The sequence below is a fragment of the Arthrobacter globiformis genome (assembly GCF_030818015.1).
Taxonomy (GTDB): Bacteria; Actinomycetota; Actinomycetes; order Actinomycetales; family Micrococcaceae; genus Arthrobacter; species Arthrobacter globiformis_C.
In genome coordinates this window covers 3963375-3977936 of record NZ_JAUSZX010000001.1, presented here as the reverse complement: position 1 = coordinate 3977936, position 14562 = coordinate 3963375, and the positions used below count along the sequence as shown (strand labels likewise).

At 66.9% G+C, this 14562-nt stretch carries 11 protein-coding genes; 7 read left to right on the top strand and 4 right to left on the bottom strand.

Annotated elements, in window-relative coordinates; all coding sequences use genetic code 11:
- Positions 1 to 36: 36 nt before the first annotated feature.
- From QFZ23_RS18595 to QFZ23_RS18570, 6 genes are all read left to right on the top strand, one after another.
- A complete protein-coding gene (locus tag QFZ23_RS18595; RefSeq protein WP_306925179.1) occupies positions 37 to 1551 on the top strand; it encodes a BTAD domain-containing putative transcriptional regulator in 1515 nt (504 codons plus the stop codon).
- Complete coding sequence (locus QFZ23_RS18590) at positions 1544 to 2935, top strand: sensor histidine kinase (protein ID WP_306925178.1); 1392 nt, start codon at positions 1544 to 1546, stop codon at positions 2933 to 2935. The genes QFZ23_RS18595 and QFZ23_RS18590 overlap by 8 nt, the downstream gene beginning before the upstream one ends.
- A 122-nt stretch (positions 2936 to 3057) precedes the next feature.
- Positions 3058 to 4056: an o-succinylbenzoate synthase gene (locus tag QFZ23_RS18585; RefSeq protein WP_306925177.1), complete on the top strand. Its 999-nt coding sequence runs from the start codon at positions 3058 to 3060 to the stop codon at positions 4054 to 4056.
- Between the two features lie 229 nt (positions 4057 to 4285).
- Positions 4286 to 6376, top strand: a complete 2091-nt coding sequence (locus QFZ23_RS18580; RefSeq protein ID WP_306925175.1) for a PhoX family protein — start codon at positions 4286 to 4288, stop codon at positions 6374 to 6376.
- A 177-nt stretch (positions 6377 to 6553) separates the two neighbouring features.
- The gene (menD, locus tag QFZ23_RS18575) at positions 6554 to 8317 is read left to right on the top strand and encodes a 2-succinyl-5-enolpyruvyl-6-hydroxy-3-cyclohexene-1-carboxylic-acid synthase (protein WP_373427900.1); all 1764 of its coding nucleotides are present in this window, start codon (positions 6554 to 6556) and stop codon (positions 8315 to 8317) included.
- Positions 8318 to 8519: 202 nt separating this feature from the next.
- Positions 8520 to 9521, top strand: a complete 1002-nt coding sequence (locus QFZ23_RS18570) for a hypothetical protein (RefSeq protein WP_306925174.1) — start codon at positions 8520 to 8522, stop codon at positions 9519 to 9521.
- 34 nt (positions 9522 to 9555) lie between these two features.
- Here the strand turns inward: QFZ23_RS18570 and QFZ23_RS18565 are convergent, their stop codons facing one another.
- The 4 genes from QFZ23_RS18565 to QFZ23_RS18550 all read right to left on the bottom strand — a co-directional run bounded on the left by QFZ23_RS18565 (position 9556) and on the right by QFZ23_RS18550 (position 13661).
- Positions 9556 to 10359 carry an amino acid ABC transporter ATP-binding protein gene (locus QFZ23_RS18565; RefSeq protein ID WP_306925172.1) on the bottom strand — a complete coding sequence of 268 codons (804 nt, stop codon included), beginning with the start codon at positions 10357 to 10359 and terminating at the stop codon, positions 9556 to 9558.
- Positions 10360 to 10369: 10 nt separating this feature from the next.
- Positions 10370 to 11161 carry an amino acid ABC transporter permease gene (locus tag QFZ23_RS18560; protein WP_003804150.1) on the bottom strand — a complete coding sequence of 264 codons (792 nt, stop codon included), beginning with the start codon at positions 11159 to 11161 and terminating at the stop codon, positions 10370 to 10372.
- Positions 11162 to 11258: 97 nt separating this feature from the next.
- Positions 11259 to 12065, bottom strand: a complete 807-nt coding sequence (locus QFZ23_RS18555) for an ABC transporter substrate-binding protein (RefSeq protein ID WP_306925168.1) — start codon at positions 12063 to 12065, stop codon at positions 11259 to 11261.
- A 210-nt stretch (positions 12066 to 12275) separates the two neighbouring features.
- Positions 12276 to 13661: an isochorismate synthase gene (locus QFZ23_RS18550; RefSeq protein WP_306925166.1), complete on the bottom strand. Its 1386-nt coding sequence runs from the start codon at positions 13659 to 13661 to the stop codon at positions 12276 to 12278.
- A gap of 119 nt (positions 13662 to 13780) precedes the next feature.
- Between QFZ23_RS18550 and QFZ23_RS18545 the strand changes: the two genes are divergently transcribed.
- Positions 13781 to 14560, top strand: a complete 780-nt coding sequence (locus QFZ23_RS18545) for a demethylmenaquinone methyltransferase (RefSeq protein WP_306925164.1) — start codon at positions 13781 to 13783, stop codon at positions 14558 to 14560.
- The last annotated feature ends 2 nt before the right edge of the window (positions 14561 to 14562 follow it).

Genomic DNA, 14562 nt, shown 5'->3' with positions numbered 1-14562 from the left:
ACTCGTTGGTCCCGGAGAGTCAATGACGACGAGTACATGCCTAACTCAGCGGAAGACGCCGGTGGCACAACAACGAAGTTGTCCATCAACATCCTTGGTCCGCTCCGTGTCCGCCGCGGCGGCGTGGTGATCGGATCCCACGAACTTGGCGGCCCCAAACCCCGCCAGGTCCTTGAAATCCTGTTGCTCAAGCTGGGGACCCCGGTCTCCAAAAACCACCTGATCGATATTCTGTGGAACGGCCAGCCGCCGGCTGAGGCCCTGTCCACACTGGAAAGCTACGTCAGTGTGCTGCGCCGGCACCTCCAGCCGGGGAGCGGCAAGGGCGGTGCCCTCCGCACGGTCACAGGCGGCTACATGATGGACCGCAGCATGGTTGACCTTGACCTCGACCGTTTCGATGACCTGCTCAAGCAGGCCGGACATGCCTCTCCGGAGGAATCCTTCCGGCTGCTCGAGAAGGCCCTCGACATCACCTCGGTGCCGCTGCTCGGCGATGAGCTGCTGGCCGGCTGGGCCGAGGAGGAGCGTGCGCTCCACTCCGCACGCGTCGCCAGCATCAAGGCGCGGGCCGCGGAAGCCGCTGTCGCCGTCGGGCACCCGGAGCGCGCGGTGGCCCTGGCCAGCGAACTGCTGGTGGACGATCCCATCAACGAGCGCGCCTGGACCGCCCTGGTCCTGGGCCTCGAAGAATCCGGGCAATACATGGAAGCACTGCGGGCCTACGGGCGCTGCCGCCGGGTCATGGACCAGGAGATCGGCTGCCTCCCGGGACGTCCGCTGCGGGAAGCACACGCACGGCTGCTGCAGGCAACGGCTGCCAGCGAGGACGAAATGGAACTCTCAGATTCTGACGCTGCCATCCCGGCAACATCGCAAATCACCCGGGAAATCAGCATCCTGACGATCGACGACCACAGCACGTTCACCGAACTGCTGACGGCGGCCCTCGACCGCGAGCCCGACCTGCGGAGTGTCGCCTCGGCCACCACCGCGAAGAGCGGAGTGGAGCAGAGCATCGCCCTCAAGCCCGACGTCGTTATCATGGACTTCCATCTGCCCGACGGCGATGGCCTCACCGCCGCTGCCCGGATCCTGGCCGACGCCCCGAACACCCGGATCGTCATGCTCACCGGCGACCCGACGCCGGAAGCGTTGCGGACCGCCGCCTCGATGGGCATCTGCGCCTTCCTGCCGAAGGGCGGATCATTGTCCACCCTGCTGGACACCCTCCGTTACGCTCGGGCCGGCAACATGGTGGTCCACCCCTCCCTGGTGGCCCAGCTGGGCATGTCGACACCTGCCCCGGCTCCCGCGGCCCGCGTGGTGGAGCCCGGCGGACCCGTGCTGACGCCCAGGGAACTGGATGTGCTGCGGCTGATGGCCGGCGGCCACGGGTCGAAGGAAGTGGCCAGCAAGCTGGACATCTCCCTCAACACCTGCCGCGGCTATGTGAAGGCGATCTTCGCCAAGCTTGGAACCCACTCGCAGCTCGAATCGGTCATGGAAGCGTCACGGCGCGGCATGCTCGAGCAGCCGTCCAATGGCTAGGCCATCACTCCGTAAACCTGCCCTGTTCCGTCCGTTCGAATTGACGGCCTCCCACAACTCGGAGGTTTTCAAGGCCGTCCGGCGGTTCCTGCTGATGGGGCTGGTTGCCCTGGTGGTGGTCACCACCCCGGTGGCCTTCTGGATCTGGTCCGAGGCTGAACGCCATGCACTGGAGAACTCCAAGGAGGCCACCGACCACCTGGCCAACAACGTGGTGGGGCCGCTGCTGGACGCGGAAGTCCTGTCCGGCGATCCCACCGCGGTTGACCGGCTCGACGAGCGCCTCCGCCCCTGGATGGGGGAGACGTCCGTCTTTGAGATCAGGCTCTGGGACAAGAACGGGCGCATCGTCTACTCGGAGGACCCCAAGCTCATCGGCCACACGTTCGGGCTGCCGCACGAGGCGCAGGAAATCCTGGCCGGCGGGGACGTGCCAGCGAACCTGGAAATGCAGAAGGACGAGGTCAACACGCCCGACGTCGAAAACGGCGAGCTCGTGGAGGTCTACGTGCCCGTCACGGCCCCCGACGGGCAGAAGCTCGTGTTTGAAACCTACTATGACGACGACGGCGTCCGGCAGGAGCAGGCGGCCGTTCTGTTCGGCATGGTCCCGCCGTTCCTGCTGTCACTTGCCGTCCTGCAGCTTGCGCAGCTGTTCCCGGCAGTCCGGCTGGCACGCCGGATCCAGGCGTACGAAGCCGGCCGGAGCCGCCTGCTCCGCCGGGCCATCGAAGCGTCCGAGCTGGAGCGGCAGCGCATAGCCCGGGACCTGCACGACGAAGTGATCCAGGAGCTCTCGGGACTGTCCTACGTGATGGAGTCCGAGGAACTGCACAGCCCGGTTGGCCAGCGGGCGCTGTTCTCCGACGCCCGGCGGATCCTGCAGGACAACGTCCGCAGCCTGCGCGCCATGACCAGCGAGCTGTACCCGCCGGACCTGAACCGGCTCGGCCTCTCCGGGGCGCTGGCCCGGCTCGGCGATCCGCTCGAGGAGCGCGGGATCAGCCTGGAGCTTGACCTGCCAGCACAGTGCGAGCTGGACCGGGACCGCGCGGCGCTGTTCTACCGGGTGGCCCGCGAGGCCCTGGCCAACACCGCCAAGCATTCCAGGGCGACGAAGGCCGAGCTCCACCTCCACCAGGACGGCGACCGTTCGGAGATCCGCATACAGGATGACGGCTGCGGCTTCGACCAGAGCCACGGGTCACCGGAAGGACACTTCGGCCTGCGCATCATGAACGACACCATCGGCGAGGCAGGCGGCACACTCCAGGTGATGTCCGCTCCCGGCCGGGGGACCACGGTGACCGCGCGCTTCGGAGTGGGCGGCAACAAAGTCCCGGCCTCCTTTGACCGCGAGCCGGAACCGGTGCCCTCGGGGTAACTCCCGCCTGAGCGCACCCCAAAGGCCGCCGGCCCCTCCAATGAAGTGGGGGCCGGCGTGGTTCTTTCCGGCTGGTTTTCGCCGTGGCGGGTTGGTGGCGGGCGCGCCGGTACAGTGAATTCATGCCCCTCCAGTACCCGTCCCTCGAGGACCTGCTGCAAAGCGCCCGCGTAGTGGTTCTGCCCATGCGCGTGAAGTTCCGCGGGATCCTGGAACGCGAAACGCTCCTCCTCCGCGGCCCGCTGGGATGGGGCGAGTTCGGTGCCTTCCCCGAGTACGGAGACTCCGAGGCCTCCCGCTGGCTTGCCTCCGCCATCGAGGCCGGCTGGCATGGCTTCCCGGAGGCCCTGCGGACCAGCATCCCCGTCAATGCCACCGTGCCCGCCATCGAGGCAGGCCGGGTCCCGGAAATACTGGCACGTTTCGGCCGCGTGGACGCCGTCAAGGTCAAGGTGGCCGAACACGGCCAGACACTCGACGACGACGCCGCCCGCGTTGCTGCTGTCCGCGCCGCGCTTCCGGACGCTGCCATCCGCGTGGACGCTAACGGCGGCTGGGACGTTCCAGCTGCTGTGGAGGCGCTGTCCCGGCTGGCCGACGTCGGGCTCGAATACGCGGAGCAGCCCGTGCCGGATATTGATGGCCTGGCGGAAGTGCGGCGGAGGCTGCGTGCTGCGGGGGTGCCGGTACTGATCGCGGCCGACGAAAGTGTCCGCAAGGAAGAGGATCCCCTCAAGGTGGCGAGGGCAGGCGCTGCAGATCTCCTCGTGGTGAAGGTGGCGCCGCTCGGGGGAGTCCGGCGCGCGCTGGAGCTGGTTGCGCAGGCGGGGATGCCCGCCGTCGTGAGTTCCGCCCTCGATACGTCCGTGGGGATCCGTGCCGGGCTCGCGCTCGCGGCCGCGCTGCCGGAACTGCCCTATGCGTGCGGGCTGGGAACAGTCTCGCTGCTCGCCGCGGACGTCACCAACCAGCCACTGGTGGCCGACGACGGCGCCATCACCCTGCGCGATGCCGTCGCCGACGAGGGGCTGCTTGAGCGGTACGCTGCCCCTCCCGAGCGCCGGGCTTGGTGGCTCGCCCGGCTCCGCCGCGCCTACGCCGTCCTGCCTGCCCCCGCGTAGCCTCCTCCCCAACAAACGCTTCCTCAGGTGCTGCGGGTTTTCCCCCGACGCTTCCTCAGGTCCTGCGGGTTTTTCCCCCGACGCTCCCTCAGGTCCTGCGGGTTTTCCCCCGACGCTCCCTCATCGGGGGTCCGAGTTCACCGGAGCTTCATCTGGGTGTCGGCCTCCGGTTCGCTTTCGCTGCAAGGGTGGCGGTGCCGCATCTAAACCCTTGGAAGGTCTCTCTCCCATGTCTGAAATCTCCGGACGCAAGTTCGCCCTGCTGCCCATGCTCGGCCACACCAAAGGCAAGCGCAGCCCTGTCACGTGCGCGCTCAAGTGCGACAACGCCTGCGCGGGCGACGTCTGCAACACGAGCTCGAACAGCTACTTCCGCGACATTGCCTCCACCACACTGTCACGCCGCGCAGCCCTGGGCTTCGGCGCCGCCGGTGCCCTCGCCGTCGTGCTGGGCGGCGCCGTAGCCTCCAGTGAGAAGGCCGTTGCCGACGGCGGAACGGGACTGTCTGCCGCCGCGAAGAACGGTTTTGGCCAGGGTGCATCCAAACTGCAGTTCACCGCCATCCCCGCCGTTGCGTCCGACATCGACGCCTTGACGGTTCCGGCAGGCTTCACCTGGCAGCCGGTGATCCGCTGGGGTGACCCGATCTTCAAGGACGCCCCGGCGTTCGAGCTGGGCAACCAGACCGCAGCAGCACAGGAGCGCCAGTTCGGCTACAACAACGACTACTCGGATATCCTCGAGATCCCCGGCAGCAAGGGCCGGCGTGCGCTGCTGTTCGCGAACCACGAATACACGAACGAGAACATCATGTTCCCGGCCAGCATGCCGGCTGAGCAGATGCGCGCGGTGGGTGCGGCCGCCCACGGCCTGACCGTCGTTGAGCTGGAGCGCAAGAACAAGAACAAGCCGTGGAGCTACGTCCAGGGCGCCCCGCTGAACCGCCGCTACCTTAACAGCACCCGTTACGAGCTGACCGGACCCGTCGCCGGCTCGGACCTGGTCAAGACCGTGGCCGACCCCGAAGGCCGGTGGATCAACGGCACGCTGGGTAACTGCTCCGGTGGCACCACCCCATGGGGCACCATCCTCTCGGGCGAGGAAAACTTCAACGGCTACTTCGTTGCTCCGGGCACGTCCGCCTCCGACAAGCGCTACGGCCTCACCAACAAGGCCACGGCCCGGCACTGGGAGTTGGACGATCCCCGCTTCAACGCCAACAACCTCGGCTACGAAAACGAGACCAACCGCTTCGGCTGGATTGTGGAGGTGGACCCGTTCAACCCCACGTCCACGCCGAAAAAGCACTCATCACTGGGCCGCTTCAAGCACGAGGGCGCCAATGTGATTGTGGCCAAATCCGGCCACGTGGTCGCCTACTCCGGCGACGACGAGCGCTTCGACTACCTTTACAAGTTCGTCTCCAAGGCCAAGTACCGCGAGGGCGACCGCAAGCACAACATGACGATCCTCTCCGAGGGCGACCTGTACGTTGCCAAGTTCACCGGCAACGCCCCGGCTGCGGAGATCGACGGCAAAGGCTCCGTTCCGTCCGACGGCTCCTTCGACGGCACCGGCGAATGGCTGCCCCTGGTGGTCGGCGGCAAGTCCATGGTTGCCGGCATGTCCCTCGAAGAAGTGCTCGTGTACACGCGATTGGCTGCGGACAAGGTGGGCCCCACCAAGATGGACCGCTGCGAGGACGTCCAGCCCAGCCTGCACACCGGCAAGGTCTACGTCGCGTGCACCAACAACTCGGACCGCGGCAAGCCCGGCAAGGAAGGCGCCACCGAGGTCAACCCGCGCAATGAGAACCGCGACGGCCACATCGTCGAAATCACGGAGACCGGCGACCAGACCTCCACCAAGTTCACCTGGAACCTGCTGATGGTCTGCGGCGATCCCTCCACCGGCGACGTCACCTACTTCTCCGGCTTCCCGGCCGACCAGGTTTCGCCGATTTCCTGCCCGGACAACCTGGCCTTCGACTCCGTGGGCAACCTCTGGATCTCCACCGACGGTGCCCCGTCCGGCATCGGCAAGGCCGACGGTCTGTTCAAGGTCACCCTGGATGGCCCCGAGCGCGGCCGCGTGGAGCAGTTCCTCGCAGTGCCCCGCGATGCCGAAACCTGCGGACCGATCGTCCATGACACCGAGCGCAGCGTTTTCGTTTCCGTGCAGCACCCGGGCGAGGAGGGTACCTTCGAGGCGCCGCACTCCTACTTCCCGGACTACGTTGCCGCCGGCACGACACCCCGCCCGGGCCAGGTCCGGGCTCCCCGCCCGGCCGTGGTCCAGGTGTTCCGCACCGACGCCTAGCCCCGGCAGCGCCCTGACACCACCGACGCTCCCGTACTTCTCCCGTTGAGAAGTGCGGGAGCGTTTGGTTTTGGGCGACGGGATGTGAGGAAGGGTTGGGGGTTGGGTGACGGGATGTGAGGAAGGGTTGGGCGGAGGGAAGTGAGGGACCATATGGGTTGGTGGCAGACTGGTTCGGTGACTTCCCACGAACCTACTGAGCCTTCCGCCTCCATTGTCGGCACCGCCGCCGACGCCGATACTGAGCCCGCGCTGACGTCCGTGGCGTCCGCACGGATAGCCGTCGCGACGCTGCTCGACGGCGGCGTCCGGTATGTCGTGGTAGCGCCGGGCTCGCGGTCGGCCCCCATGGCCTACGCGCTTGCGGAGGCCTCTGCGGCCGGGAAAGTCGAGCTGCTGGTCCGGATCGACGAGCGCTCGGCCGGGTTCACCGGACTCGGCCTTGCCCTGGCCACCGGCGCGCCGGTAGCGGTGCTTACGACATCGGGGACCGCCGTCGGGAATCTTCTTCCGGCGGTGATGGAGGCGAACCACGCCGCCGTCCCGCTGGTGGTGGTTTCGGCGGACCGACCCGAGGAACTGCGCGGGACGGGCGCGAACCAGACCACCATCCAGCTTGACCTGTTCGGCGAGCACGTCCGCTTCGCCGTAGACGTTCCCGCCGGTGAGAGTCCGCAGCGCGCGGTGGAAACTTCCCTTGCCGCTGCGACCGGGGCCTTCGAGAACACGCCGCCGGGACCCGTGCAGCTCAACCTCGCCTTCCGCGACCCCCTCGTGCCGGAGGTGGGGGAGCGGCTGCCGGAGCACCGCGGCCACGGGACCTTCCGGATCGGCACCGAACCGCTCATCATGACCCTCGATCCTGCTGCGGCAAACCTTCCCGAACGGCGCACCGTGGTCCTTGCCGGGCACGACGCCGGTCCGGTCGCCGAGGCCTTCGCCCGCGCCCACGGACTGCCTCTGCTGGCCGAGCCGTCGTCCAACTCACGTTTCGGCCCCAACGCCGTGGGACCGTACCGCCTGCTGCTGGAGCATTTCGGCCCGGACTCGGACCTGCCCATTGAGCGTGCCGTGGTGTTCGGGCGCCCCACACTTTCCCGGCCGGTGTCGGCGCTGCTGGCCCGGACGGACATCCCGGCAGCCCTCTATGAACCGGTGCCGGTGGCCTGGTACGAGCCGGGGCGCCGCCGGGAAACGCCCATCGACAGCCTGGCCGAGCTCGCGGAGTTCGCCGGCCGGGGTCCATCCGCCTGGCTCGACGCCTGGTTGCTCGCGGGCGCTGCGGCCACACATGCCGTCGACGGCATACTCGCCACGGCCGAGGCGGCCACCGGCCCCGCCGTCGGCTCCCTTGTCTGGCAGCACGCCCGTGGCCAGCTGGTCCTCGGCTCATCCAACGGCATCCGCGACGTGGACCTCGCCGGCCAGCCCGCACCCGAGCCGGCCGCCACGGTCTTCGCCAGCCGGGGCCTTGCCGGCATCGACGGCACCATTTCCACCGCCACCGGCATCGCCCTCGGCGGCCATCAGGAAACCACCCTGCTGCTCGGCGACGTCACCTTCCTGCACGACGCCGGCGGCCTCTTCCTTGGCGCCGGCGAGGAACAGCCGCAGCTGCGCATCGTCGTGCTCAATGACTCCGGCGGGGCCATCTTCAGCCTCCTGGAACACGGCGCGGTCGCCGAGGCCGGCGGCTACGGGGACGCCGTCGAACGTCTTTTCAGTACCCCGCACTCAGTGGACATTGCGGCGCTCGCCGCAGCCTACGGCGTCGGGCATTGCTCGGTGAGTACGACGGCGGGACTCGCCGAGGCGCTTGCCGCGCCCTTCACCGGGCGGACCATCATTGAGGTCCGCACGGACCGGCACGAACTCCGGGCCCTGCACGGCAGGATCAAGGCGGCAGTGGGCGCGGCAGTGGCCGGGGTGCTCGCCGGCTAGAACGCGGCGCGGGATGCGGATCCGGCCTCGCGACGCGGATCCGGTGCCGGGACACGCAAATTTGGCTGTCCCACGGCCGGATCGCAGTCCTCAGGCCAGATCCGTGTCATCAGCCGCTGGCCGTTTGTCCACTTAGCGGCAATTCTGCACATAGGCGCAGCCGGCGCTTCAGCCAGCCTGGCTGCCATGGAATTGTCTCAGCATGACGACACTTCCCCGGCTGATTCTGACCAAGCACCTGACCCAGATCGGCGCCAGCCCCCGCCCACTGTCCGCTGACGCCAAGTCGGGCAAACTGGTGCGCATCCGCCAGGGCGTCTATGTTGATGCGGCGGAATGGAACAGGCTGCACGGATCAGAGCGGTACAGGCTGCGGATCGAAGCCGTCGCCGAGACCTGCGTGGCTCCCACGATCTTCTCGCATCACTCTGCAGCGTCGCCATGGGGTGTGCCCACCATTCAGCGGGGCCAGCCGGTTCACGCGCTGACCACCTTCCACGGGGGCGGGCGATCTCGGGCCGGCGTGCGGCGCCACCTGGCTGATCCCGAAAAGATCGAAGCCGAGGAACTGGACGGGCTACTGGTTACTTCACGCATCACCACCGTGCTGGACCTCGCCGCCTTCGTCCCGTTCGCTGAGGCGCTCGTGCCCCTGGATCACGTGCTCAGGCCGGACAGCGCGCGCGGCCTTCCTGCTCTCAGCAAGGAGCAGTTGCTCGGGGAGCTGCCGGGCCGGTATGTCCCGGCGGTTGAAAGGCGGGTACGTATTGCCATCGAGTTCGCCGATCCGCAGGCAGAATCGGCCGGAGAGTCCTACAGCCGCGGCCTAATACACGCGGCCGGATTTGCACCGCCGGCCCTGCAGTATGAAGTGCGGAACTCCACGGGGCGCGTGGGCTACTCGGACTTTTACTGGGAGGGTAGCCGGACGGTTGGCGAGTTCGATGGCATAGCCAAGTACCAGAAGCCCGAATATCTCAAGGGGCGCACGCCGGGGCAGGTGGTAGTCGACGAGAAGCTGCGCGAGGACCGTATCCGGGCGACCGGCCGAAATGTCGTTCGGTGGGTGTGGGCTGACCTTTGGTCGCCCGGTGAACTCGAGCGGAAACTGTCGGCGGCGGGTGTGCCGCGCCGTCGTCTTTCTTCGCTGGGACGCGCAAACGGTGCCGCGACGCAGAAAAGGTCCGGGGATACCCGAATATGAGTGTCCCCGGACCGATTGCGCGTCGCAGGAGTGACTACTCGGCGATCTCGATGTGGGTAGGGTCCAGTACGCGGCGGAGGAATTCCTTGGTACGGCTCTGAGTGGGGGAGGAGATGACGTGTTCGGCAATCCCTTCCTCGACCACTACGCCGCCGTCCATGAACACCACGCGGTCAGCCACTTCACGGGCAAAGCCCATTTCGTGCGTGACAACGAGCATGGTCATGCCTTCCTTGGCCAGGTTCCGCATGACCGAGAGTACGTCGCCCACGGTTTCAGGGTCGAGGGCGGAAGTGGGCTCGTCGAAGAGCATCAGCTCGGGATCCATGCTCAGCGCCCGGGCGATGGCCACACGCTGCTGCTGGCCGCCGGAGAGCTGGTCGGGGTACCGGTCGGAAAGGTGCCCGAGCCCCACACGCTCAAGGTTGGCCCGGGCGATCTTGTCCGCTTCGGCCTGCGGGCGCTTCAGCACCTTGGTCTGGGCGACCGTGCAGTTTCGCAGCGCGTTGAGGTGCGGAAACAGGTTGAACTGCTGGAACACCATGCCCACCTTGCGGCGCATCTTGTCGATGTCCACGTCTGGATCAGTGGCGTCGAAGCCGCCCACGTGGATGTTGCCCTCATTTGGCTGTTCCAGCAGGTTGACGCACCGCAGGAGCGTGGACTTGCCGGAACCGGACGGACCGATCAGGCACACCACTTCGCCCGGTGCGACGTCCAGGCTGATGCCCTTGAGGACCTCGTTGGAGCCGTACGACTTGCGCAGGTCCTTGATGGCCACACCGGCGGCGTGGACGCGCCCGCTTTGGGCGCGGGAGTGAATTTCGACGTCGTTCATGACTCTCTGCCTAACGCTTGGTCCGCGCGGAGCGGCTTTCGAACTTCCGGGCCAGGAGGCTCAGCGGGATGGTGACCACGAGGTAGAACGCGCCCGCCACCAAGAGCGGGGTGAGCCCTGCGCCGAGGCTGGAGATGCCGTCGCGGCCGAACTTGGTGAGCTCGTACTGCGACGCCGTCAGACCCAGCACGTAGATCAGCGACGAGTCCTTGGTCAGCAGGATGACCTCGTTGGTCAGCGGCGGCAGGACAATCCTGAAGGCCTGGGGGATGACGATCGTCACCATGGCCCGCCACTGCGGCATGCCCAGCGACCGCGCGGCTTCCGTCTGGCCCTTGGGCACGGCCTGCAGGCCGGCGCGGAGCGTCTCGGCGATGTAGGCGGCCGCCACCATGCCTAGCGACACCATCACGACAACGGCCACATTCCACTGCACACCGAACGCCAACGGAACACCGTAGCCGAAGGCGATAAACACCAGCAGCGCCGGGATGCCGCGGAAGAATTCGATGTAGCCCGTGGCGATCCAGCGGTACAGCGGGAAGCTGGAGAGCTTCATGAGGGCCAGCAGCAGCCCTCCGGACAGACCCACAATGAACCCGAGGAACGTGTAGATCAGGGTGTTTTTCAGACCCGAGAAGAAGATGTCCGGGAACATCGGGCCGATCTTGCCGAAGTTGAAGACGTTGGTGGTGACGGTCTTCCAGTCGGTGGCCAGGATCAGCGCGGCCACAGCCACAACGAAAATCCCGGCCTGGACGTACAGACTTACTCTGGCCCGCTGTCGTGCGGTCATTGCCATGGTGTACTCACATTCGTTTTGCGCAGTTGAGGCCCCGCACGGACTGTCGAACAGATCCCGGACGGGGCCCCTGCCACGTAGGTGTCAGGCGCGCCGGTTACTTGGTGGCTTCGCCGAACCAGCTGGTCTCGAACTTCTTCAGGCTTCCGTCGTCGGTCAGGCGCTTCAGCGTCGTGTTGACCTTGTCGAGCATGGCGGTGTTGCCCTTCTTAACCGCGATGCCGAGCTTTTCCCCGGTGGCGTAGTTCTCGACGCGCTTGAACTTGGCGTCATCCTTGATGGCGTAGCCGAGGACCGACTGGTTGCCCAAAGCGGCATCGATGGTGCCGGCCTTGAGCGCCTGGACCAGGAGGCCGGTGTCCTCAAACTGCTGTGCGTCGAGGCCCTTGTCCTTGGCGTACTTGGCACCCGTGGTGGCCTGCTGGACGCCCACCTTCTTGCCCTTGGCGCCGTCGAGGTTCGTGATGCCGGACGCCTCGGTTGCCACGAGCGTCAAGTCATCGTTCAGGTACGGATCGGAGAAGTCCATGACGGCCTTGCGCGTATCCGTGATGGAAATGGAGGAGATGGAAACGTCGCAACCGGTGAGTGCGGTGCCGGTCTCGATGGCCTCAAAGGAGCTGTCCACCACGTTGAGTTCGGCGTTCATGTCCTTGGCGAGCTCGCCTGCGATGTCCATGTCGAAGCCGACGATCTTGCCATCCTTCTGGAATTCGAAGGGCTCGTAGGGGACGTCGGAGCAGACGGTGAGCTTGCCGCCATTGATGAGCTGCACGCCGCCGCTGCTGGTGGCAGCCGGGGTGGAGCTGCCGCCGCCGCAAGCGGTGAGGCTGATGGCCCCGACGGCGAGGATTGCGGCTGCCTTGGCGCTGAATTTGGCCGTGGCACGGGACTTGAGCTGCATTTCTTTACCTTTTGTTGCAGGGGTATGCGGAACTAAATCGGTTCATAGTGTATCGCCGAAGAGGAGATGTGCATCACAGAAAACTAAGTTTCACTATTTGATAACTAAACCACAGCGATTTTCAAGGGCCTTAATCGTAGGCCTGTCCGGAATCCGAGACAGGCTCATCCCCTTGCACCGACGATAGGGGCCATGCATGCCGGGCTGAGATCAGCTGCTGATCCCTAGCGCCTCCAGCATCGGCCGGAACTTAGCCCACGTTTCCGCAAGCTCCGCTTCGGGCTGCGAGCCCTCGACAATTCCGCAGCCGGCATATAGCCGGACGGTAGTAGGGGACTCGATAACGGCGCCACGCAGCGCGATGCCCCACTCGCCATTGCCTGCGGCGTCCAGCCAGCCGACCGGACCGGCGTACGGCCCCCGGTCCAGGTGCTCGAGTTTTCGGATGAGTGCCCCCGCCACCTGTGTGGGCGTGCCGCATACGGCGGCGGTGGGGTGCAGCGCGTTGATCAGCGCAAGGCATGTGGGGACGTGGCCCTCCACCTCGGCGAGCTCGGCCTTGACGTCGGAGGCGAGGTGCCACACGTTGGGCAGCTCCAGGATGAACGGTTCGTCGTGGGCATTCATGGCCTCGGAGAAGGGCGCGAGCTGGGTGGTCAGGGACTGGATGGCGATCTCGTGCTCGTGCCGCTGCTTCTCCGAGCCGGCCAGGACCCGCTCGGCGTAGTCCAGCGGCAGCCCCGCCTCGCCCACGGCGTCCCGGCGGTCCAGCGTCCCGGCGAGCACCCTGGCCTGGGCGGTGCGGCCCTCCACCTGGATGAGCATTTCCGGCGTCGCGCCCACGAGGCCGTCCACGCCATAGGTCCAGCATTCCCGGTACCGCCCGGCCAGCTGCCGCAGCACCTCGGCCGCGTTCACACCCTCCGGAACGGTGGCCACAATGTCCCGGGCCAGGACCAGCTTTTCCAGTTTCCCGGTGCGGATTTCGGCAACACCGGCGGTAACGGCGTCCATCCAGCCCTCCTCGCTAAGGGAACCGGTCTTCAGCGTGGCCCGGTCCGGCAGCGAGGCTCGGTCCGGAAGCACGACGGCGGCAGTCGGGTCCGCGGTCGGCCCGCCTTCCGTGGGGACGCCGGCCGTATCTGAGGCGACAGCGGGGGCCAGGCCCGACTCCAGCCACCCCTTCAGGGCGGCGAACGCGCCCGCCTCGGTGAGCTCGCCGTCGTCGGCCGTTATCTGGGTGAGCCAGGCGCGGCCGTCCCGGACGCCCACCACCATCTCCGGCACGATCAGGCGGGATTCATGGTCCGAAGCTTTGGAGAACGCGAAGGACCCGAACGCCACCGGGCCGGTGCCGGGGCACTCCACATGGTCGGTGATGTCTGCCTCGATGACCAGATGACGCCACCAGATGTCCGCTTCGAGGAACCGCTCGGGGCCGGTGGCTGTGAAGCGCGCCACCTCGCCGTAGCCCACCAGGCCGGCCTCGCGCCGGGTCCAGCACAGAACGTCATCGCGGACCAGATACGACGGCAGCCCCTCGGGAGCCGATTCTCCATGCAAAGGGACTGTCAGGGTGCGGAGCGTGCTGGTCATGATGGGTCAACAGTACTCCGCGCAGCAAGTTGGGGGCGTTTCCCGGCGGAACGGCCGGGCCACCACGCCCGGCGGCGCCCGTGTCACGGAGCCTGCGGAACTTTTGAGACAATGACAGGGTGAACCGAGCATCCTTGGAAAAGCGTCCGGACGAAGTAGCCACGATGTTTGACGACGTCGCACCGAAATACGATGTCGTCAACGATGTCCTCTCGATGGGACAGACCCGCCGCTGGCGCAAGGTCGTGGTGGAGGCCGTGGACGTCCGGGCCGGCCAGTGGGTGCTGGACCTGGCCGCCGGAACGGGAACCTCCAGTGAGCCATATGCCGATGCTGGCATAAACGTGGTGGCCTGCGACTTCTCCCTCGGCATGCTCAAGGTGGGCAAGCGCCGCCGTCCCGACATTGACTTCATCGCCGGGGACGCCACCAACCTGCCCTTCGCCGACAACACCTTCGACGCCAGCACCATCTCCTTCGGCCTGCGCAACGTGAACGAGCCCAAGAAGGCACTGGCCGAGATGCTCCGGGTGACCAAGCCGGGCGGCAAGCTGGTCATCGCCGAGTTCTCCCAGCCCGTGGTCCCGCTCTGGCGCACCATGTACACCGAATACCTGATGCGCGCGCTGCCGGCCATTGCCACCAAGGTCTCCTCCAACCCGGACGCCTACGTGTACCTCGCCGAATCCATCCGCGCCTGGCCGGACCAGGACCACCTCGCCGGATGGCTGCAGGAAGCCGGCTGGGAAGAGGTCACCTACCGCAACCTCAGCGGCGGCATCGTGGCCGTCCACCGCGCCCACAAGCCGCTCACCGGCAACGGCTCGGCGGAAGCCATCGCTGCCCACACCGGCCCCGTGGCCAAGCTGCGCCGCAACCTCCCGCGGACCGCCCGCTGACA

What these genes read in the sequence shown, in the direction of transcription:
- QFZ23_RS18595 (WP_306925179.1), top strand. Translation starts at nt 37, where the DNA reads ATGCCTAACTCAGCGGAAGACGCCGGTGGCACAACAACGAAGTTGTCC.
- QFZ23_RS18590 (WP_306925178.1), top strand. Translation starts at nt 1,544, where the DNA reads ATGGCTAGGCCATCACTCCGTAAACCTGCCCTGTTCCGTCCGTTCGAA.
- QFZ23_RS18585 (WP_306925177.1), top strand. Translation starts at nt 3,058, where the DNA reads ATGCCCCTCCAGTACCCGTCCCTCGAGGACCTGCTGCAAAGCGCCCGC.
- QFZ23_RS18580 (WP_306925175.1), top strand. Translation starts at nt 4,286, where the DNA reads ATGTCTGAAATCTCCGGACGCAAGTTCGCCCTGCTGCCCATGCTCGGC.
- QFZ23_RS18570 (WP_306925174.1), top strand. Translation starts at nt 8,520, where the DNA reads ATGACGACACTTCCCCGGCTGATTCTGACCAAGCACCTGACCCAGATC.
- QFZ23_RS18565 (WP_306925172.1), bottom strand. Translation starts at nt 10,359, where the DNA reads ATGAACGACGTCGAAATTCACTCCCGCGCCCAAAGCGGGCGCGTCCAC.
- QFZ23_RS18560 (WP_003804150.1), bottom strand. Translation starts at nt 11,161, where the DNA reads ATGGCAATGACCGCACGACAGCGGGCCAGAGTAAGTCTGTACGTCCAG.
- QFZ23_RS18555 (WP_306925168.1), bottom strand. Translation starts at nt 12,065, where the DNA reads ATGCAGCTCAAGTCCCGTGCCACGGCCAAATTCAGCGCCAAGGCAGCC.
- QFZ23_RS18550 (WP_306925166.1), bottom strand. Translation starts at nt 13,661, where the DNA reads ATGACCAGCACGCTCCGCACCCTGACAGTCCCTTTGCATGGAGAATCG.